The organism is Streptomyces sp. S6 (assembly GCF_054880855.1).
Genome location: NZ_JBTYMC010000065.1, coordinates 1 through 18,812, shown reverse-complemented (window position 1 = coordinate 18,812; position 18,812 = coordinate 1). Strand labels below are relative to the sequence as shown.

20 protein-coding genes are annotated in these 18,812 nt (G+C 70.6%); 13 read left to right on the top strand and 7 right to left on the bottom strand.

Annotation, left to right across the window (positions count from 1 at the left end; genetic code table 11):
- Positions 1–147: 147 nt before the first annotated feature.
- A complete protein-coding gene (locus ACVNF4_RS12090; protein WP_461802754.1) occupies positions 148–1,539 on the top strand; it encodes a M1 family metallopeptidase in 1,392 nt (463 codons plus the stop codon).
- A gap of 56 nt (positions 1,540–1,595) precedes the next feature.
- On the top strand, positions 1,596–2,252 hold the full coding sequence (locus tag ACVNF4_RS12085) for a trimeric intracellular cation channel family protein (protein WP_461802753.1): 657 nt from the start codon (positions 1,596–1,598) through the stop codon (positions 2,250–2,252).
- Here ACVNF4_RS12085 and ACVNF4_RS12080 read toward each other — a convergent pair.
- Positions 2,233–3,516, bottom strand: coding sequence for an alpha/beta hydrolase (locus ACVNF4_RS12080; protein WP_461802752.1), 1,284 nt, complete (start codon positions 3,514–3,516; stop codon positions 2,233–2,235). The genes ACVNF4_RS12085 and ACVNF4_RS12080 overlap by 20 nt on opposite strands.
- A 119-nt stretch (positions 3,517–3,635) precedes the next feature.
- Between ACVNF4_RS12080 and ACVNF4_RS12075 the strand changes: the two genes are divergently transcribed.
- Complete coding sequence (locus ACVNF4_RS12075) at positions 3,636–4,496, top strand: thioesterase family protein (RefSeq protein WP_461802751.1); 861 nt, start codon at positions 3,636–3,638, stop codon at positions 4,494–4,496.
- A 264-nt stretch (positions 4,497–4,760) separates the two neighbouring features.
- On the opposite strand, the gene ACVNF4_RS12070 is transcribed toward ACVNF4_RS12075, so the two are convergent.
- On the bottom strand, positions 4,761–5,345 hold the full coding sequence (locus ACVNF4_RS12070; protein ID WP_461802750.1) for a TIGR03086 family metal-binding protein: 585 nt from the start codon (positions 5,343–5,345) through the stop codon (positions 4,761–4,763).
- Between the two features lie 89 nt (positions 5,346–5,434).
- Here ACVNF4_RS12070 and ACVNF4_RS12065 point away from each other — a divergent pair, with 89 nt between their 5' ends.
- Positions 5,435–6,433: a helix-turn-helix transcriptional regulator gene (locus ACVNF4_RS12065; protein WP_461802749.1), complete on the top strand. Its 999-nt coding sequence runs from the start codon at positions 5,435–5,437 to the stop codon at positions 6,431–6,433.
- On the opposite strand, the gene ACVNF4_RS12060 is transcribed toward ACVNF4_RS12065, so the two are convergent.
- Complete coding sequence (locus ACVNF4_RS12060; RefSeq protein WP_461802748.1) at positions 6,392–7,018, bottom strand: TetR family transcriptional regulator; 627 nt, start codon at positions 7,016–7,018, stop codon at positions 6,392–6,394. The genes ACVNF4_RS12065 and ACVNF4_RS12060 overlap by 42 nt on opposite strands.
- Positions 7,019–7,156: 138 nt before the next feature.
- Here ACVNF4_RS12060 and ACVNF4_RS12055 point away from each other — a divergent pair, with 138 nt between their 5' ends.
- The gene (locus tag ACVNF4_RS12055) at positions 7,157–7,330 is read left to right on the top strand and encodes a hypothetical protein (RefSeq protein WP_461802747.1); all 174 of its coding nucleotides are present in this window, start codon (positions 7,157–7,159) and stop codon (positions 7,328–7,330) included.
- 6 nt (positions 7,331–7,336) lie between these two features.
- Entirely contained in the window at positions 7,337–7,612 is a 276-nt protein-coding gene (locus tag ACVNF4_RS12050) for a DUF4190 domain-containing protein (RefSeq protein ID WP_461802746.1), read from the top strand.
- Positions 7,613–7,615: 3 nt separating this feature from the next.
- On the opposite strand, the gene ACVNF4_RS12045 is transcribed toward ACVNF4_RS12050, so the two are convergent.
- Positions 7,616–8,356, bottom strand: a complete 741-nt coding sequence (locus tag ACVNF4_RS12045; protein ID WP_461802745.1) for an SDR family NAD(P)-dependent oxidoreductase — start codon at positions 8,354–8,356, stop codon at positions 7,616–7,618.
- A gap of 269 nt (positions 8,357–8,625) precedes the next feature.
- On the opposite strand from ACVNF4_RS12045, the gene ACVNF4_RS12040 reads away from it, so the two are divergent.
- Complete coding sequence (locus ACVNF4_RS12040) at positions 8,626–9,795, top strand: cysteine desulfurase family protein (protein WP_461802744.1); 1,170 nt, start codon at positions 8,626–8,628, stop codon at positions 9,793–9,795.
- 9 nt (positions 9,796–9,804) lie between these two features.
- Here ACVNF4_RS12040 and ACVNF4_RS12035 read toward each other — a convergent pair whose 3' ends face one another.
- Positions 9,805–10,467 (bottom strand): N-acetylmuramoyl-L-alanine amidase, encoded by a 663-nt coding sequence (locus ACVNF4_RS12035; RefSeq protein WP_461802743.1) that lies wholly within the window; start codon positions 10,465–10,467, stop codon positions 9,805–9,807.
- A gap of 86 nt (positions 10,468–10,553) precedes the next feature.
- Here ACVNF4_RS12035 and mnmA point away from each other — a divergent pair, with 86 nt between their 5' ends.
- Positions 10,554–11,675 carry a tRNA 2-thiouridine(34) synthase MnmA gene (gene mnmA, locus ACVNF4_RS12030; protein ID WP_461802742.1) on the top strand — a complete coding sequence of 374 codons (1,122 nt, stop codon included), beginning with the start codon at positions 10,554–10,556 and terminating at the stop codon, positions 11,673–11,675.
- 14 nt (positions 11,676–11,689) lie between these two features.
- Here the strand turns inward: mnmA and ACVNF4_RS12025 are convergent, their stop codons facing one another.
- Positions 11,690–12,013 carry a DUF427 domain-containing protein gene (locus tag ACVNF4_RS12025; protein ID WP_461802741.1) on the bottom strand — a complete coding sequence of 108 codons (324 nt, stop codon included), beginning with the start codon at positions 12,011–12,013 and terminating at the stop codon, positions 11,690–11,692.
- Positions 12,014–12,064: 51 nt separating this feature from the next.
- On the opposite strand from ACVNF4_RS12025, the gene ACVNF4_RS12020 reads away from it, so the two are divergent.
- Positions 12,065–12,595 (top strand): LOG family protein, encoded by a 531-nt coding sequence (locus ACVNF4_RS12020; RefSeq protein ID WP_461802740.1) that lies wholly within the window; start codon positions 12,065–12,067, stop codon positions 12,593–12,595.
- A 15-nt stretch (positions 12,596–12,610) separates the two neighbouring features.
- Positions 12,611–13,300: an SDR family oxidoreductase gene (locus tag ACVNF4_RS12015; protein WP_461802739.1), complete on the top strand. Its 690-nt coding sequence runs from the start codon at positions 12,611–12,613 to the stop codon at positions 13,298–13,300.
- Here the strand turns inward: ACVNF4_RS12015 and ACVNF4_RS12010 are convergent.
- On the bottom strand, positions 13,269–14,693 hold the full coding sequence (locus ACVNF4_RS12010) for a glycosyltransferase family 39 protein (protein ID WP_461802738.1): 1,425 nt from the start codon (positions 14,691–14,693) through the stop codon (positions 13,269–13,271). The two genes, ACVNF4_RS12015 and ACVNF4_RS12010, sit on opposite strands and share 32 nt — an antisense overlap.
- Before the next feature lie 76 nt (positions 14,694–14,769).
- Between ACVNF4_RS12010 and ACVNF4_RS12005 the strand changes: the two genes are divergently transcribed.
- The 3 genes from ACVNF4_RS12005 to ligA are packed head-to-tail and all read left to right on the top strand — an operon-like array spanning position 14,770 to position 18,485.
- Positions 14,770–15,258 (top strand): Uma2 family endonuclease, encoded by a 489-nt coding sequence (locus ACVNF4_RS12005; protein ID WP_461802762.1) that lies wholly within the window; start codon positions 14,770–14,772, stop codon positions 15,256–15,258.
- A gap of 43 nt (positions 15,259–15,301) precedes the next feature.
- Complete coding sequence (locus ACVNF4_RS12000) at positions 15,302–16,297, top strand: methionine synthase (RefSeq protein WP_461802737.1); 996 nt, start codon at positions 15,302–15,304, stop codon at positions 16,295–16,297.
- 13 nt (positions 16,298–16,310) lie between these two features.
- Positions 16,311–18,485 (top strand): NAD-dependent DNA ligase LigA, encoded by a 2,175-nt coding sequence (gene ligA / locus ACVNF4_RS11995; protein ID WP_461802736.1) that lies wholly within the window; start codon positions 16,311–16,313, stop codon positions 18,483–18,485.
- Positions 18,486–18,812 lie beyond the last annotated feature (327 nt).

Genomic DNA, 18,812 nt, shown 5'->3' with positions numbered 1-18,812 from the left:
GCGCCGCACCCGCCAGACGGCATACGGAGGCACCCCCTCAGGCGCGCGTCCCCCACCCCCACCCCACGACTTGGCAAAGTCATGAACATGCCCACTCGCCGGCAGGCAAGATCACCTTGTCCGACACGCCGCGCGAAAGGGACGACCATGGCACTCTCCCGTTCGGCATGGGCTGCCACCGCAGTCGCGGCGGCAGCCACCCTCTTCGTAGTCGCAGCCTCCCCTGCCCCCACCCCCGGAGGGGACGGCATAGGCGACACCTACTTCCCGCAGCTCGGCAACGGCGGTTACGACGCCCTGCATTACGACCTGGGCGTCGCGTACAACCCCGACACGGACCGCCTGGACGGCAGGACCACCCTCACCGCCAGAGCGACGCAGAACCTCTCCGCGTTCGACCTGGACCTCCAGAAGCTGGAGGTCACGAAGGTCCAAGTGAACGGAAAGCAGGCGGAGTTCACCAGGTCGGGCGACGAGATCAAGGTGACGCCACGTCAATACCTGCACAAGGGCCGGACGTTCACCGTGACCGTCGAGTACGGCGGCGTACCGGAACCCCTCGGCGGCCCCATAGTCTTCGGCTCGAAGTACGGCTGGATGAAGACGACGGACGGCGTCTTCGTCGCCTGCGAACCGAACGCCGCGTCGACGTGGTTCCCCTCCAGCGACCACCCCGCGGACAAGGCGACGTACGACATCCGCATCCGAACTCCCAAGGGCCTGACGGCGGTTTCGAACGGCCGCCTGGTCTCGACGTTCGACAAGGGCGACTCGACGTACACGCACTGGCGCGAGACGAAGCCGATGGCGACCTACCTCGCGACGGCGACGATCGGCAAGTTCGACGTGAAGACGGGCACGACCCCCGGCGGCACCCCCATCTACGTGGCCATCGACCCCGTCCTCGCCAACAGCAACGACGTCGACGTGTACGCCGTCACCGCCGCCGCCACCGACTACTGGTCCCAGGTCTTCGGCCCCTACCCCTTCGAGGAGACCGGCGCGATCGTCGACGACATGCCGGAGGCGGGCTTCTCCCTGGAGGTCCAGAGCAAGCCGGTCTACTCCGCCGTCCGCAGCGAGTCGACGATCGTCCACGAACTGGCGCACCAGTGGTTCGGCGACTCGGTGAGCGTGGAGAGGTGGAAGGACATCTGGTTGAACGAGGGCTTCGCGACGTACAGCCAGTGGCTGTGGGACGAGCACAAGGGCACCCGCACCGCGCACGACGCGTTCCTCGCCGGCTACGACTCCCGCCCCTCGACGAGTTCGTTCTGGCAGATCACCGTGGCCGACCCGCAGCGCGACACGATGTTCGCCTCGGCGGTCTACCAGCGCGGCGCGATGACCCTCCAGGTCCTGCGCGAACGCATCGGCGACACCGCGTTCTTCAAGCTCCTGCCGGCGTGGACGAAACTCCACCGCTACGGCAACGCGAACACGGCCGAGTTCATCCGCCTCGCGGAGAAGATCTCGGGACAGCGGCTCGACGACCTCTTCACCAAGTGGATCTTCACCACAGGGAAACCGGCCCTCTAGCCACACATGACCTTGCATAGCAAGGAGTACACCCGCCGATAGGGAAGAATGTGCGGGTGCTTCAGCAAATCTTCAGCCCTTCCGTCCAGCACACCCTCGACCTGGCCGGCATCTTCGTCTTCGCGCTCTCGGGCGCGCTGCTGGCCGTCCGCAAGAACTTCGACGTCTTCGGCATCGCCGTCCTCGCCGAGGTCACCGCGCTGGGCGGAGGGCTGTTCCGGGACCTGGTGATCGGCGCGGTCCCGCCGGCGGCCTTCACGGACCTCGGCTTCTTCGTCACCCCGCTGATCGCCGCCCTCCTGGTCGTCTTCCTCCACCCTGAGGTGGAGCGCATCCAGAACGCGGTGAACGTCTTCGACGCGGCGGGCCTCGGTTTGTTCTGCGTGACGGGGACGACGAAGGCGTACGACCACGGTCTCGGCCTCACCGCGTCGGCCACCCTGGGGCTCGCGACCGGCGTCGGCGGCGGTGTCCTGCGGGACGTCCTCGCCAACGAGGTCCCCTCACTGCTGCGCTGGGACCGCGACCTCTACGCGGTTCCGGCGATGGTCGGCGCGACGATGGTCGTCCTGTGCATCCACTACGACGCCCTCACCCCGCTGACCAGCGGCCTCGCCGCCGTCACCGCGTTCGTGCTGCGGCTGCTCGCGATGCGGTTCCACTGGCGGGCACCCCGCGCGTGGAACCGCCGCTCTACTGTCCGAGAGGAGTAGCGCTCCGGACGCCGGCGGTGCCGGTTCCCCTGGAACCCGTAGTACCCGTGCTGCCGGACGCCTCCGTGCTACCCGTAGTACCCGCGGCGCCTCCCGGGGTACCTCCGGCGCCGCCCCCGGCGCCGCCGCCGTCGTTCACGTTGGTCAGCCCCATCTGCTTCGTCAGCCACTGGAACGCCGGCACGACCTGCGGCTTCCACAGCTTCATGTTGTGCCCGCCGACCTTCTTCGGGATGTAGATCACGTCCACGACGGTCGGCGCCTTGGCCTCCTTCTTCAGCGCGAGGCCCGCCTCGTACCCGTCACCCGGCTGACCGGACTGGTAGAGGGCGATCGCCGGGGGAGTGGCCGCGTGCCTCAGCATGAAGTAGGGGTTGGTCTCCTTGCGCAGGACCGGGTCCTGGGCGGTCAGGGAGGAACGCTCGCCCATCGGGTCGTTGTACCCCGAGAGGCTGACGGAGGCGCGGTAGCGGTCGGGGTGGGCGATGGCGAGCTTCGTCGCGCAGTGCGCGCCCGCCGAGTACCCGGCGACCGCCCAGCCCTTGGGGGCGGGGAGCGCGCGGAAGTTGTCCGTCACCATCTTCGGGACGTCGACGCTGAGCCAGGTGTCCGCGTTGACGGTGCCCGGGACGTTCGCGCACCCCGTGTCCACGCCGGCCAGGAGCGTCGTGCGCGGGGCGACCAGGATGAACGGGGCGACCTTGCCCTGGCGCATGAGCGTGGCGAGCTGCTCGTGGGCGTGCAGGGAGCCGAACCACGCCTTCGCGGAGCCGGGGTAGCCGGGGAGCAGCTCGACGACGGGGAAGTGGATGTTCTTGAGGGACGGGTCGTTGTACTGCGGGGGCAGCCACACGTAGACCTCGGCGGTGACGCCGGAGACCTGGCCCTTCAGCTCGGTCTGCATGACCCCGCCGGCCGCGTTCATCCCGGGGCCGCTGGCCTCGGTGAACTTCTGCTTGACCTTCGGGAGCTTCTTCACCGAGATCCCGCCGGTGCCGCTGGCGCCGAGGTCACGGGCCTGGTTGACGTGGTCGCCCGTGCCGAGCAGGTCCGACCAGTTGTCGTACAGGTTGTTGGAGTTGTTGACCAGGGTGAAGACCAGCGCGATGGCCGTGCCCTGGGCGAACAGCAGCATGAGGAAGCGCACCCCGCCCCGCAGGACGCGCGGCCCGCGCAGCCGCGTCCACAGGAACAGCGGGAGCGCGACGGCCACGACGGCCAGCACGATCAGCGTGTAGAGGAACGGGGTCCCGGTAAGGCTCATGTCCCTACAGAGGGAAATCCGGGCCGCGAGGTTTACGGCCGCGAGCGGACACTTACCGAGATATTGCCTGACCTTTGGTAAAGCTACCGCTTAGTAATGGACTCCTGTATCGTTCACCCATGCCAGAGACAGCCGCCCCGGCCACCGTCGGAGACAGCGAGTTCGACCGCGCGACGACGCTCACCCCACGCACCTCAGGCGTCCCGGGGGTGTACGACATCGACCTCCCGGCGGGCTGGACGATCTTCGGCGCGCTCAACGGCGGCTACCTCCTGGCCGTGCTCGGCCGCGCCCTCGGCGAGACGCTGCCGCACCCGCACCCCTTCACGATCTCCGCCCACTACCTGAGCGCCTCCCGCCCCGGCCCGGCGGTCGTCCGCACCGAGACCGTCCGCACCGGCCGCACGCTCTCCACCGGCCAGGCGTCCCTCTTCCAGCACGACGCCGACGGCACCGAGACCGAGCGCATCCGCGTCCTCGCCTCCTACGGCGACCTCGCGAGCCTCCCCGACGACGTCCGCACCTCCGCGAAGCCGCCCGCGTTCCCGCCCCTGGCGCACTGTGTCGGACCCGAGGACTCGCCGGGCTCCACCGACCCGCACCCCATCGCGCAGCGCGTGACGCTGAAACTCGACCCGGCCACCGTCGGCTGGGCCCTCGGCCGGCCCTCCGGCAAGGGTGAGTCCCGCGCCTGGTTCGGCCTCGCGGACGGCCGCGACGCCGACCCCCTCTCCCTGTTGCTGGCCGTCGACGCCCTCCCCCCGACCGCCTTCGACCTCGGCATCCAGGGCTGGGTCCCCACAGTCGAACTGACCGCCCACATAAGGGCCTTGCCCGCCCCCGGCCCCGTCCGCGTCTCCATCACCACCCGCAACCTCGCCGGCGGCTTCCTGGAGGAGGACGCGGAGATCTGGGACAGCGAGGACCGACTGGTCGCACAGTCACGGCAGTTGGCGCGGGTCATGCTGCCACAGGACTGAGACACGCGGGACCGGGCCGGGGGGTGGGGTTCCGGCGCGGGGCATGCGGCCGTGAGGCTGGGGTGCGCGGCGCCGAGTCCGAGCCGGACGGCCTTGGCGCCGAGGCGTGTGGCGCTGGGGCTGGGGTGGGTGGTGCTGAGTGTGAGGTGTGCGGGGGTGAGGCCGAGGGTGGCGGCCCTGAGCCCGAGGTGCGCGGTGTTGCGTGTGGCGCTGAGTGGTGGGCGGACTGGGCTCGGGCCTCGCCGCGTGGTACTTCCCCCGAGGTCACGCGGACCAGAGCGGGTCTCGGCCCGTCCATGCCGCCAACTTCCCGTAGGGGTCGGCTCCTTCGGGGGCCGGGCGGGCTGAGTCGAACGGGATGTCGGCCGGGCGGTCGGGGCCGGGGAGGGAGCGCAGGGCGGTGGTGAGGGCGAACTCGCCGACCTCCGGGGAGAGTTGCAGAGGTCGGCCCAGTGCCTCGCTCAAGTCCCAGGTGTGGGTGGCTAGTTCCATCAGGTACCCGGCCAGCGCGGCGCTCCCCGGCACTTCGCCCCACGGCACCCGCACGGTCTCCTGGAGCAGCGCGTCGTCCGCCCACGCCTTCTCGACGCGGGCGTGCGCCTCCTCGAACGCGGTCACCCATGCCGTGTCCTGGACCCCCTCCACGAACGCCACCACCGCGAGCCCGTCCCGCCCCTCCCCGGTCACGGCGACCCGCACCAGCACCCCCACCATGTGTGACAGCAGCCTCCGCACGGTGAACTCCGGACAGGGAGTCGCCGCGTCGAGCTGCTCCGGCCGTACGGACCGGATCAACTCGCCGATCTGCGTGGCGGCTCGGGCGAAGACGGGACGGGGGTCGGTGTTCATGGACGTGCCTTCCGTAACGGCTGCGGTGTACGGCGATGCTGACCCCGAAACCTGACACCTTCCGTCAGGTTTCGCGAGATCCTGTTCCGGTGAAATCGGATCGCCTGCTGTCCATCCTGTTGCTGCTCCAGACCCGGGGACTGGTCCCCGCCCAGGAGCTGGCCGACCGTCTGGAGGTCTCCGTGCGGACGATCTACCGGGACGTCGAGTCGCTGTCGGCGGCCGGGGTGCCGGTGTACGCGGAACGCGGCCGGCACGGCGGCATCAGGCTGCTCGCCGGATTCCGCACGGACGTCACCGGCCTGACCGCCGACGAGTCGAGGGCGCTGTTCGTGCTGGCGGCACAGGGCGCGCACGAGGCGCTGGGCCTGGACTCGGCGCTCGGTTCGGCCCTGCGGAAGGTGATGGCCGCGCTCCCCGCCCCGCACCGCCCCGCCGCCGAGGCGACCAGCCGCCGCATCCTGGTCGACGCCACCCGCTGGTGGACGGACGGCGAGGCGAACGCCGTCGGCCTGGACGTCCTCCAGGACGCCGTCTTCGCGGACCGCCGCCTACGCCTGAGGTACCGGCACAGCGGCACGACCGAGCCCCGCACCTACACCGTCGACCCCTACGGCCTCGTCGCCAAGGCCGGCGTCTGGTACCTCGTCGCCGACCGCCGGGGCGGGCCGCAGCTCTTCCGCACGGACCGCGTCCAGTCGGCGAAACAGCTCCCCGACCCGGTCCGGCGCCGCCCCGGCGTCGAACTCGCCGACGTCTGGGAGGTGTTGAGGCGCAAGGTGGAGGAACGCCCGGCCGGCGTCGAGGTCGTCGCACGGGTCCGGCGAGCACGCCTCGACTTCTTCCTCCGGCTCGCGGCGCCCCAACTGTCGCCCTCGCAGGACGAGTTCGACCTCTCGGGGGAGTGGGTCACCGTACGTCTGCGGTACGGCCGGTTGCAGGCCGCCCGTCAACTCCTCATGTTCTCCGACCAGGTGGAGGTCCTCTCGCCGCCCGAGGTCCGCGCCGAACTGCGCGCGGCGCTCGCCTCCGTCGCGGCCCTGTACTCAGTCGTTCCAGTGGAGCCGGCCGATGCCGATCAGGCGTAGCTGGCGGGCCACCCGGTCGGTCGCGAGGGCGCGTTCGGCGGGCGGGGCGTCGAGGGTCTCCAGGAAGAGGGAGGCGACGATCAGCATCTGGTCGACGTAGAGCTGGGCCAGCATGAGGAGGTCGCGGTCGTTCCAGTCCGCCGACTCGGGGTCCTTGGCGAGTTCGTCGCGCACCTCCTCGGCGAACCGGGCGAGTTGGGCGCGGATCGCCTCGCGGACGGGCTGGACGCCGCCGTGCCGTTCACGGGCGATGAAACGGACGTGCGCGGGGTGCGTGGAGACGTGGCCCTCGATCAACTCCATGGCGCGGGCGATGCGTTGCTCGGGGTCGTCGGTCGCGACGACCGTCGTCCGGATCATCGCGTGCAGGCTGCCGAGGGCCTGGTCGACGAGGGCGACGCCGAGGTCGGGGATCGAGCGGAAGTGCCGGTAGAAGGCGGTGGGGGCGACGCCGACGGCACGTGTCACCTCCCGGAGGCCGAGGCTGCTCAGGCTCTGCTCCTCCAGCAGTTCCAGCGCGGCGTCCAGGAAGGCCTGACGGGTCTTCTGCTTCTGGGCCTGCCGGACGCCGAGGGTGTGACTCATCTCTCCAGTTAACAACTGTTCTCCGTAATTGGAAAGCCGGGCCCAGAGACTAGACTTCTGAGTCAGTGAACAACTGTAACGACAACTGTTCACTGACTGTTGCTCGTGAATTGCCCGTCACTCGTGAAGGGACCACCCATGCTGTTCCTGGTAGCCGCGCTGCTCCTGCTCGGCGTCGCCCTGGGTACGGTCGCGCACGCCCCGCTGAGCGTCACCGTGACCGGCGCCGTCGTCATCGCGGCCTGGCTCGCGATCTTCGCCGTCCGGGAGCGCGCCGCCCGTCGTCGTACCGGCACCCGAAGGGAAGCCTGATCCGCCATGCCGCACCTCACCGCCCCCGCCGGCCGCCCCACCCCTGACCTCGCCCGCGACACGGACGGCATGGCCGTCGCCGCGTTCGTCCTGGGACTGGTCGGCCTCCTCGTCCTGAACCTCTTCCTCGGACCCATCGCGATCGTCCTGGCCTCGGTCGCCCTCCTGCGCGGCACCACACGCCGAGGGCGTGCCCTCCTGGGCCTCACCCTCGGCATCGCGGACCTGCTCGTCCTGGCCGCGTTCGTGCAGGCCGACTCCACGATCTCGTGGAGCATGTGAGGCTCACACGGTGAAACCCCCGTCCACCCGGATCGACGCACCGGTGATGTACGTCCCCTCCGGTCCCGCGAGGTGCGCGACCGTCGCCGCGATCTCCTCGGGCCGCGCGTAACGCCCCACCGCCGTAAGCCCGGCGATCCCCTCCGCGTTCGGCCCGTCCGCCGGGTTGGCGTCCGTGTCGGTCGGCCCCGGGTGCACGAGATTGACGGTGATCCCGCGCGGCCCGAGCTCCCTCGCCAGCCCTCTCGTCATCCCCTCCAGCGCCGTCTTGCTCAGCGCGTACAACGCCAGCCCCGGGAAAGGCACTCGGTCGGCGATGTTGCTCCCCACGCTGATGATCCGCCCGCCCCGGTCCATGTGCCGCGCGGCGGCCTGAGCGGCGAGGAAGGGTGCCCGCACGTTGACGGCGAGCGTCCGGTCGACATCGGCCACGCTCCACCCCTCAAGCGGCCCGGTCGGAAAGACGGCGGCATTGTTGACGAGCACATCGAGCCGTCCCCAGCGAGCCGCAACCTCCCTCACGGCCTTCACGAGAGCCTCCGCCTCACCACAGTCCACCTGAACGGCCACCCCTCGCCGCCCCTCCCCTTCGACCAGCTTTACCACATCCTCGGCGGCCTCCCCCTGCCTCTCGTAAGCGACAACGACATCGGCCCCTTCCTGAGCCAGTCGCACCGCCACAGCCGCCCCGATCCCCCGGCTCCCACCGGTGACCAACGCCACGTTTCCCTCAAGTCGCTTCATGCGAACGAGCATCGCGACGAGAACCGCACGGCGCTGGCAGGAATCGGACAGGGCGTTCGACTGCGGGGCGCCCACGGACTCGGGTGGTTGCGGCAAGCGGGCGACTGCGGGCCCAGCGTGGCCGTTCGCGCAGTTCCCCGCGCCCCTGGAAGGCGGCTACGCCGCCATACGAACGCACCGCGCCTCACCCACCCCCAACCCGCACCCACCCCTCACCCCCGCCCCCTACCCGCACCCACCCCACCCCCGGCCCGTACAATCGCTGAACCATGGCCTACCTCGACCACGCCGCGACCACCCCCATGCTCCCCGAGGCGGTGGATGCGTTGACCGCGCATCTGGGAGTGACCGGTAACGCCTCGGCGTTGCATGCGGCGGGCCGCAGGGCCAGGCGGACGGTCGAGGAGGCGAGGGAGGCGCTCGCGGAGTCGCTGGGGGCGCGTCCGAGTGAGGTCGTGTTCACGTCGGGCGGTACGGAGGCGGACAACCTCGCCGTCAAGGGGCTGTACTGGGAACGGCGGGACGGTGACCCGGCGCGGACGCGCGTGCTCGCCAGCCCTGTCGAACACCACGCCGTGCTCGACGCGGTCGACTGGCTCGCCCAGCACGAGGGCGCCACGGTCGAGTACCTTCCGGTGGACCGGTACGGCAGAGTCCACCCCGATGCCCTGCGCGAGGCGATCGAGCGGAACCCGGAGGACGTCGCCCTCGTCACGGTCATGTGGGCGAACAACGAGATCGGCACGGTCATGCCGATCCGCGAACTCACGGACGTCGCAAGGCAGTACGCCGTCCCGATGCACGCGGACGCCGTCCAGGCGTTCGGCCAGCTCCCCCTGGACTTCGCGGAGTCCGGCCTCGCGGCGATGACGGTCTCGGGCCACAAGATCGGCGGCCCGTACGGCATCGGCGCCCTCCTCCTCGGCCGCGACCACACCCCCGTCCCCGTCCTGCACGGCGGCGGCCAGGAACGCCACGTCCGCTCGGGCACCCTGGACACCCCGGCGATCGCGTCGTTCGCGGTGGCGGCCCGGCACGCGGCGAACCGTCAGGAGACCTTCGCCAGGGACATCGGCGCCCTCAGGGACACCCTCGTCGACGCCGTCCGGACGGCCGTCCCGGACGCGATCCTCGGCGGCGACCCCGCCCCCGGCGGCCGGCTCCCCGCGAACGCGCACTTCACCTTCCCGGGCTGCGAGGGCGACTCCCTGCTCCTCCTCCTCGACGCGCAGGGCATCGCCTGCTCGACCGGCTCCGCCTGCACGGCCGGCGTCGCCCAGCCCAGTCACGTCCTGCTGGCGGTCGGCACCGACCCCGACCTGGCCCGAGGCACCCTCCGCTTCTCCCTCGGCCACACCTCCACCCAGGACGACGTCAAGGCGGTCGCCAAGGCGATCGGCCCGGCGGTGGAACGCGCGAGGGCGGCGGGCCTGTCGTAGGCGCCCGGCTCACGCCTCCCTCTTCACCACCCCCTCCCGAGCCTCCCGCACCAACCTCAGATACCGGTCCCAGTCCCAGTGCTCCCCGGGATCCGTGTGATCCGTCCCCGGCACCTCCACATGCCCGATGATGTGCTCCCGGTCCACCGGAATCCCGTACCGCGCACAGACCCCCGCCGCCAGCCGCGCGGACGCCGCGTACATCGCGTCCGTGAAGTCCTTCGGCCGGTCCACGAACCCCTCGTGCTCGATCCCCACACTGCGCTCGTTGTACGCCCGGTTCCCCGCGTGGTACGCGACGTCCAGCTCCCGGATCAGCTGGGCGATCCGCCCGTCCTGCCCGACGATGTAGTGCGCCGCCGCCTGATGCCCCGGATCCTGGAACGCCTTCACGGCGCTCGCGAAATCCCCCTGGGTGACATGGACGACGATCATGTCGACCTCGTAGTCGTCCGGCCGGTCGGCCCAGCGGAAGTTCGCCTCGGACGCCTCCACCCACCGCGCCCCCTGGAAGTCGACCGCCCCCGCCACCCGGGGCCGTCGGTTCCCCGGCAGCTTCCACCACAGCCTCGACAGTTCGTCCCGCGCGACGAACGTCCCGCCCCCGACGACCGCCGCCACACCTCCGAGGATCAGCGAACGCCTGCCGATGTCTCTCTTCCTGGACCCCATACCACCCTCTCTCGCACCGCCCCCACATGATCTCCAACGCATATCCGGGCGACCAGGTTCCCGCCGCCCCGTACCCTGGAGGAGCTATGACTGAGACCGCGCGCCCCCTCCGAGTCCTCGCCGCCATGTCCGGCGGGGTCGACTCCGCTGTAGCCGCTGCCCGAGCAGCGGAAGCCGGCCACGACGTGACCGGTGTCCACCTGGCCCTCTCCGCCAACCCGCAGTCCTTCCGCACGGGCGCGCGAGGCTGTTGCACGATCGAGGACTCCCGCGACGCCCGCCGCGCGGCGGACGTGATCGGCATCCCGTTCTACGTGTGGGACCTGGCGGACCGGTTCCGCGAGGACGTCGTCGAGGACTTCTTCGCCGAGTACGAGGCCGGCCGCACCCCCAACCCGTGCCTGCGCTGCAACGAGAAGATCAAGTTCGCGGCCCTCCTCGACAAGGCCCTCGCCCTCGGCTTCGACGCGGTCTGCACGGGCCACTACGCGACGGTCGTGCTGCGCGAGGACGGCACCCGCGAACTGCACCGCGCCAGCGACATGGCGAAGGACCAGTCGTACGTCCTCGGCGTCCTCGACGAGAAGCAGCTCGCGCACGCGATGTTCCCGCTGGGGGACACCCTCACGACGAAGGACGAGATCCGCGCGGAGGCCGAGCGCCGGGGCCTCGCGGTCGCCAAGAAGCCCGACTCCCACGACATCTGCTTCATCGCCGACGGCGACACGCAGGGCTTCCTCGCCAAGCGCCTCGGCAAGGCGGAGGGCGACATCCTCGACGAGTCCGGCGAGAAGCTCGGCACCCACGAAGGCGCCTTCGGCTTCACCATCGGCCAGCGCAAGGGCCTGCGCATCGGCACCCCGGCAGCCGACGGCAAGCCCCGCTACGTCCTCGACATCTCGCCGGTGAACAACACGGTGACGGTCGGCCCCGCCGCCTCCCTCGACGTCACCGCCCTCACCGCGATCAAGCCCCGCTGGTGCGGCACACCCCCCACCGGCTCGGCGACGTACACGGCCCAACTCCGCGCCCACGGCGGCGAGACGGAGGTCACCGCCGAACTGGTCGACGGCGAACTCCACGTCACCTTCACCGAGCCGGTCCGAGGCGTCGCCCCCGGCCAGGCGATCGTCCTCTACGACGACACGCGCGTCGTCGGCTCGGCCACGATCGCCACGACCACGCGCCGGACGCCGGCCGAAGTCTGACGCACCCGGGTGTCTCAGGACACCTCAGGGTCGTAGAAGCACAAGTGCCCCTTGATCGCCGCGACGTCGGGAAGCGGTTCGGGGTACGACCACACCAGGTCCGGCGCGTCCGGCAGGGACCAGTAGGACGCGGTGCCCTTGAAGGGGCAGACGGTGTGGGTGTCGGAGGGGGTGAGGAGGTCCAGGCGGACGTCCTCGGCGGGGATGTAGTAGCGCGGGGGACAGCCGGTCTCCTCCAGCAGGAGCGCGCGGTCCGTCTCGGCGAGGACCTGATCGCCGTGCACCACGCGCACACGCGCGGAGGACGGCTCGACGGTGATGCGGTGTCCGTTGGTCATGTGGGGAAAACGCCGCGAGGGCCTAGGACGTTCCCCCGTACGGTGAGCTGCATGCGTATCTGTGTCTTTCTCTCCGCCGCCGACCTCGACGACCGTTACACGACCCCCGCGCGGGTGTTCGCGACCCTCCTGGGCAAGGGCGGGCACACCCTCGTGTGGGGCGGTTCGGACGTCGGTCTGATGAAGGTCGTCGCGGACGGGGTCGAGGCGGCCGGCGGACGGCTGTGCGGGGTGTCGGTCGACTTCCTCGCCGCGAAGGTTCGTCCCGGCGTCGAGGAGATGGTCGTCGCGAAGGACCTCGCCGAGCGCAAGAAGCTGCTGCTGGAGAAGGCGGACGCGGTCGTCATCATGGTCGGCGGGACGGGCACGCTCGACGAGGCGACGGAGATCCTGGAGTTGAAGAAGCACGGGCACACCGAGAAGCCGGTGGTCCTGCTCAACACCGAAGGGTTCTACGACGGGCTGAAGCAGCAGTTCGAGCGGATGGAGGCGGAAGGGTTCCTCCCGAGGCCCCTGTCGGAGCTGATGTTCTTCACGGACGAGCCGTCGGGAGCACTCGCGTACCTCACGGCCACCGCCTGATGCGAGCATGACCGCATGGCAACACATGTGATCACCGGCGCCGGTTCGGGAATCGGCGCCGCGGTGGCCCGGCGGCTGCACGCGCGCGGGGACGAACTCGTGCTCCACGCGCGCGACGCGGGCCGCGCGAAGGAACTGGCGAAGGAGTTCCCCGGCGCCCGCACCCTCGTCGGCGACCTCGCCGACCCCGAGAAGCTGAGCTGGGCGTTCTCCCACCAGACGCTCCCCGACCGCGTCGACACCCTCCTGCACATCGCCGGAGTCGTCGACCTCGGCGCCGTCGGCGACCTCACCCCCAAGTCCTGGCGCCACCAGCTCAACGTCAACCTGATCGCCCCCGCCGAGCTGACCCGGCACTTCCTGCCGCAGTTGCGCACGACCAAGGGCCACGTCCTCTTCGTCAACTCCGGCGCCGGCCTCAACGCCCACGCCGAGTGGTCCGCGTACGCCGCCTCCAAGCACGGCCTGAAGGCCCTCGCGGACTCCCTGCGCCACGAGGAGCACGGCAACGGCGTCCGGGTCACCTCGGTCTACCCGGGCCGCACAGCGAGCCCCATGCAGGCCAAGGTGCACCAGCAGGAGGGCAAGGAGTACGACCCCGCCCGCTGGATCGACCCCGAGTCCGTCGCGACGGCGATCCTCACCGCGATCGACCTGCCCAGGGACGCCGAGATCAACGACCTGACGGTCCGCCCGGGACGCTGAGGCGCTCGTACACCGTCACCCTGCGCCCCCGCATCCGTTCGTCGGCCACCACCCTGAAGTACCGCTCCAGCACACCCTTCTTCGCGAGGTCCCGCGCTCCCCGCGCGGGCCGCGCGCCCTTCCCCGCGTCGGACACCAGCAGGACACGCCGCTCACCCAGGAGCGCGGCCCGGATCCGTTCCGCGTCCGCTTCCACCCCCTTGAGGTTCTCGGACTCCCGGGGAGTAGCCACCAGCGTGACGTCCCGTAGCCCCTCGAACTTCTCCGGCGACACCCACCGCGCGTCCCGCCGGTCCCCCGGGAGGAACGCCACGGCGTCCCCCGGCCCCTTCAGCCGCTCCACCGCGGAAGCGACGGCGAGGACGTCGTCCACCCGGCTCTCCGGGGACCGCTTCGCCAGGGACTGCGGCAGCAGGGCGACCGTCGCCACCGCGAGCACCCCGGCCAGCACCCACCCGCGCGCTTTCGAAAATGTCCGTATCGCCGCCCCCAAGGACGATCCGATCAGAAGTGCCAGCCCCAGCATGCTGTAAAGGACATATCTCTCCATGTACAGCGGCTGCACCAACGACAACCCGATCAGCCCGAGCTGCGGCACCATCAGCAGCGGCAGCCCCACCACCGCCACCGACAACTGCCCCGCCTTCGGCCGGTCCACCAGCGCCCCCGCACACCCGATCGCCATCAGGACGGCGGGACCGATCAGCATGTGCCAGGTCAACGGCGGTATCCACGCCACCTGTTCGGACTGCCCCCGGCTGAACAGCACCAACGGCAGCACCCCCGCCGTCGCGGCCCCGGCGGCGACCGCCCATCCCACCAGGACCTTCCGCCCGGCCCCGCTCCACAGGAGCGTCACCAGATGCGCCACGAGCAGCATCAGCGAGAGCCAGTTAAGTAGTCCGATGACCAGAACGACGCTCCCGTACGCGACCTTGCGAGCCCTCCCCGACAGCTCCTCGACGACCAACAGGGTCGCCACCCCCGCCCCGCCCGCCACCAGCGCGTACGACCGCCCCTCCTGAAGCTGGAACTGCACCGCCGGAAGCAACCCGACCGTCATCCCCGCCGCCAGCCCCACCCACCGGTCCGCCAGCCGCTCCCCGACGACCGCCACACACCCCGCCGCCACCGCGATCCCCACCACCGACGGCAGCCGCAGACTCGTCGTACTCGCCCCGAACCACTCGAACACGACGTGCATGAACAGGTAATAGACCCCATGCACGACATCGACGTTCCCCAACATCGCCCAGATCTCCCCCACAGGCCGCTCCGCGACCTGCCAGGTCGCCGCCTCGTCCCGCCACACACTGTTCTCCCGCGACAGCCCCCACACCCCCAGCACGACCGTCCACAACACAGGCGGCACCCAAACACGGCGCAACGGCATGAAAGCAACTCCCCCAGGTCCGGCTTTCGACAACCAGATGGGAAGACCGAAGATCACCGGAGGAGGTTGCCCCTGAATCGATCGCAGCAGGCTGGGAGTCAAAGCGCAGCCGGACGGCGACCACGGCGAAACCATCCGGTGGTTGACGCGACACTGCATGCGGTACCGCCCCGATCTGTGGCTGTACCCCGCGCGGGGCCTGCGCATCGAGCGCTATCGCAATGGCTTTGCCAGGCCCGACGGCGCTCTGTCGGTCAAGGGAGGTTTCGCCGGTCAGGGCGAGTGGGCCGACCCCAGCCGGGTGCTCATGGTCGTCGAGGTCACCTCCTACGACAGCGACACGGACAAGCGTGACCGCGAAGACAAACCTGTCGCCTACGCCCAGACCGGTATCCCCGTCTACCTGCTGGTCGACCGGTCCACCTGCGAGGTCCTCGTCTACACAGAACCCGAGGATGGCGTCTACACCAACCTCACCCGCCTCCCCTTCGGCCGCACCGTGACCCTGCCCGACCCGGTGGGTATCACCCTCGACACCGAACCCCTCAAGGACTGGGTGCGCTGACGGCGGAGGCGAGGCCCCTGCGAGGGCTACGTAGGCTTCGCCTGTGAACCCTGAATTTCGTTTCGCCCCCGCCACCGGTGTCGGATCCCTGCCGGGCGGTGACGCCCGGGAGGCGGCCAAGACCGTCAGCGGGTCGTTCGAGGACTTCCCGCATCTTCCCGAACTCCCCGCGCGCGGGCCGGGGGCCGACATGATCGGGCGGACGGCCGGGATGCTGGTCGAGATGTACGCGCGCGTGGAGCCCAGCGGGTGGCGGCTCGGGGACCGGCCGGGGAGGGACACGAAGCGGGCGCGGTCGTGGCTGGGGGAGGACCTGGACGCGCTGGAGGAGTTCACGCAGGAGTACGGCGGGCTGCTGAAAGTGCAGGCCGTGGGGCCCTGGACGCTTGCCGCCGCGCTGGAACTGCGCAACGGGGAGTCCGCGCTGTCCGACCCGGGCGCCTGCCGGGATCTCGCCGGGTCTCTCGCGGAGGGACTGCGGCAGCATCTCGCGGACGTCCAACGCCGTGTCCCTGGTGCCCAACTCGTCCTCCAGCTCGACGAACCGTCCCTCACCGCCGTCCTGCGCGGCCAGGTCAGGACGGCCAGCGGCTACCGGACGCACCGGGCCGTGGACCGGCAGATCGTGGAGGCGACACTGCGGGACGTCCTCGGCGTCAACCCGGCGACGGTCGTGCATTCCTGCGCCCCGGACGTCCCGTTCGCGCTGCTGCGCCGGGCCGGGGCGAACGCCGTCTCCTTCGACTTCTCGCTTCTCACCGAGCGTGACGACGACGTGATCGGCGAGGCCGTCGAGGCGGGGACGCGGCTCTTCGCCGGTGTCGTGCCGGGCACGGACACGGCATTGTCAGACCCTGCCGGTAGCGTCATGGGTGTCAGGACGCTGTGGCGCAGGCTGGGGCTGTCACCGGCGCTTCTCGCCGAGGCCGTGACGGTGACCCCGGCGTGCGGGCTGGCGGGTGCTTCCCCCGCGTACGCCCGCACCGCGCTCGCCCACTGCGTCCGGGCGGCGAGATCCCTCGCGGACAACCCTGAGTAACGGAGGAACAAAGGTGGCCGGCGACAAGCAGACGGAGGCCCGGGAGCGGCACGCGCAGCTCGCGGAGCAGATCGAGGAACACCGCTTCCGGTACTACGTGAACGACGCCCCGGTCGTCAGCGACGCGGAGTTCGACAAACTCCTGCGCTCCTTGGAGGCCCTGGAGGAGGAGTTCCCCGAACTGCGCACGCCGGACTCGCCGACCCAGAAGGTCGCGGGCGCGTACGAGACGGAGTTCACGTCGGTCGAGCACCGCCAGCGGATGCTCTCCCTGGACAACGCCTTCGACGACCTCGAACTCGCCGCCTGGGCCGAGCGGATCCACAAGGACGTCGGCACGACCGTCCACCACTTCCTGTGCGAGCTGAAGGTCGACGGCCTCGCCGTCAACCTCACGTACGAACACGGCCGCCTCACCCGCGCCGCGACCCGGGGCGACGGCCGCACGGGCGAGGACATCACGCCCAACGTCCGCACGATCGCCGAGATCCCGGACCGCCTCACCGGCGACGTGGTGCCCGACCTCGTCGAGATCCGCGGTGAGGTCTACTTCCCGATGGACAAGTTCGCCGAGCTGAACGCCCAGTTGATCGAGGCCGGCGAGAAGCCGTTCGCCAACCCGCGCAACGCGGCGGCCGGTTCGCTCCGCCAGAAGGACCCCCGCAAGACCGCCACCCGCCCCCTGCACATGGTCGTCCACGGCATCGGCGCCCTGGAGGGCTACGAGGGCCTCACCCGCCTCTCCCAGGCGTACGACCTGCTCCACACGTGGGGCCTGCCCACCGCCCGCCACAACAAGGTGGTGAACGACCTCGACGGCGTACGGCAGTTCATCGCCTACTTCGGCGAGAACCGGCACTCCGTGGAGCACGAGATCGACGGCGTCGTCGTCAAGCTCGACGAGATCCCCCTCCAGGGCCGCCTCGGCTCCACGTCCCGCGCGCCCCGCTGGGCCATCGCCTACAAGTACGCGCCGGAGGAGGTCAACACCAAGCTGATCAACATCCGCGTGGGTGTCGGCCGCACCGGCCGCGTCACCCCGTACGCGCAGGTCGAGCCGGTCACGGTCGCGGGCTCCGAGGTCGAGTTCGCGACCCTGCACAACCAGGACGTCGTCAAGGCCAAGGGCGTCCTCATCGGGGACACGGTCGTGCTGCGCAAGGCCGGGGACGTCATCCCGGAGATCCTCGGCCCGGTCGCGGACCTGCGCGACGGCACCGAGCGGGAGTTCGTGATGCCCGCCGAGTGCCCCGAGTGCGGGACGCCACTGCGGCCCATGAAGGAGGCGGACGTCGACCTGCGTTGCCCCAACTCCCGTAGCTGCCCCGCCCAGTTGCGCGAGCGCCTGTTCTACCTCGCGGGCCGCAAGTCCCTCGACATCGAGCACTTCGGGTACGTCGCGGCAGCCGCCCTCACCAAGCCGCTGGAGCCGGACACCCCGCCCCTGCTCGACGAGGGCGACCTCTTCGACCTCACCATCGAACAGCTCCTGCCCATCAAGGCGTACGTCCTCGACCAGGACAGCGGCCTGCCCAAGCGCGACCCGAAGACCGGCGAGGAGAAGATCGTCCCGGTCTTCGCCAACCAGGAGGGCGAGGCGAAGAAGAACGCCGTCGCCATGCTGGAGAACATCGCCGCCGCCAAGGAACGCCCCCTCGCCCGCATCCTCACCGGCCTCTCCATCCGGCACGTCGGCCCGGTCGCCGCCGAGGCGCTCGCGCGCGCGTTCCGCTCGATCGACCGGATCGAGCAGGCCACCGAGGAGGAGTTGAAGGACACGGACGGCGTCGGCCCGATCGTCGCCGCCGCCGTCAAAGAGTGGTTCGCCGAGGACTGGCACCGCGAGATCCTGCGCAAGTGGAAGGCCGCCGGCGTCCGCATGGAGGACGAGCACTCCGGGGAGGACGAAGGCCCGCGCCCGCTGGAAGGCCTCACCGTCGTCGTCACCGGCACCCTGGAACACCACACGAGGGACGGCGCGAAGGAGGCTCTCCAGACGAGGGGAGCGAAGGTCACCGGCTCGGTCTCGAAGAAGACGTCCTTCGTCGTCGTCGGGGACAACCCCGGGTCCAAGTACGACAAGGCGATGCAGCTCAAGGTGCCCGTGCTGAACGAGGACGGGTTCGCCGTCCTCCTGGAACAGGGCCCCGAGGCCGCGGCGGACGCCGCTCTTCCGGTCGAGGAGTAGCCGTGAAAGGCCACCCGTACAGCGCATTTCGGCGCGTTACGGGTGGCCGGTGCGTAATCCGGCAACAGGCCAAGACCGCTGCCCGCACACGCCCTCGGCACCCTACTGTTGAGATCCCACGCGGCGTGGGCACCGCCGGGCTGTGAGAGGGACGGGAATGGAACCGACCGAGAGCGCCGTCCCGGATCCCCGGCTGCGCCCGCGCCGGACGGCCGGGATCAACTGGAGGAGACCGTGGGCCGCCCGCACGGCGCGCGCGGCCGTGGTGCCCCTGCCCGCAGCCGACGGCGACCGGCAGAGCCGCCCGACGCTGCCCGCGATCGTCGT

Bases quoted from the DNA above. Each gene is read 5' to 3' on its own strand.
- ACVNF4_RS12025 (WP_461802741.1), bottom strand. From the start codon at position 12,013: ATGACCAACGGACACCGCATCACCGTCGAGCCGTCCTCCGCGCGTGTG.
- ACVNF4_RS12075 (WP_461802751.1), top strand. From the start codon at position 3,636: ATGCCAGAGACAGCCGCCCCGGCCACCGTCGGAGACAGCGAGTTCGAC.
- ACVNF4_RS12055 (WP_461802747.1), top strand. From the start codon at position 7,157: ATGCTGTTCCTGGTAGCCGCGCTGCTCCTGCTCGGCGTCGCCCTGGGT.
- ACVNF4_RS12090 (WP_461802754.1), top strand. From the start codon at position 148: ATGGCACTCTCCCGTTCGGCATGGGCTGCCACCGCAGTCGCGGCGGCA.
- mnmA (WP_461802742.1), top strand. From the start codon at position 10,554: ATGACTGAGACCGCGCGCCCCCTCCGAGTCCTCGCCGCCATGTCCGGC.
- ACVNF4_RS12020 (WP_461802740.1), top strand. From the start codon at position 12,065: ATGCGTATCTGTGTCTTTCTCTCCGCCGCCGACCTCGACGACCGTTAC.
- ACVNF4_RS12035 (WP_461802743.1), bottom strand. From the start codon at position 10,467: ATGGGGTCCAGGAAGAGAGACATCGGCAGGCGTTCGCTGATCCTCGGA.
- ACVNF4_RS12070 (WP_461802750.1), bottom strand. From the start codon at position 5,345: ATGAACACCGACCCCCGTCCCGTCTTCGCCCGAGCCGCCACGCAGATC.
- ACVNF4_RS12045 (WP_461802745.1), bottom strand. From the start codon at position 8,356: ATGAAGCGACTTGAGGGAAACGTGGCGTTGGTCACCGGTGGGAGCCGG.
- ACVNF4_RS12080 (WP_461802752.1), bottom strand. From the start codon at position 3,516: ATGAGCCTTACCGGGACCCCGTTCCTCTACACGCTGATCGTGCTGGCC.
- ACVNF4_RS12010 (WP_461802738.1), bottom strand. From the start codon at position 14,693: ATGCCGTTGCGCCGTGTTTGGGTGCCGCCTGTGTTGTGGACGGTCGTG.
- ACVNF4_RS12015 (WP_461802739.1), top strand. From the start codon at position 12,611: ATGGCAACACATGTGATCACCGGCGCCGGTTCGGGAATCGGCGCCGCG.
- ACVNF4_RS12060 (WP_461802748.1), bottom strand. From the start codon at position 7,018: ATGAGTCACACCCTCGGCGTCCGGCAGGCCCAGAAGCAGAAGACCCGT.
- ACVNF4_RS12040 (WP_461802744.1), top strand. From the start codon at position 8,626: ATGGCCTACCTCGACCACGCCGCGACCACCCCCATGCTCCCCGAGGCG.
- ACVNF4_RS12050 (WP_461802746.1), top strand. From the start codon at position 7,337: ATGCCGCACCTCACCGCCCCCGCCGGCCGCCCCACCCCTGACCTCGCC.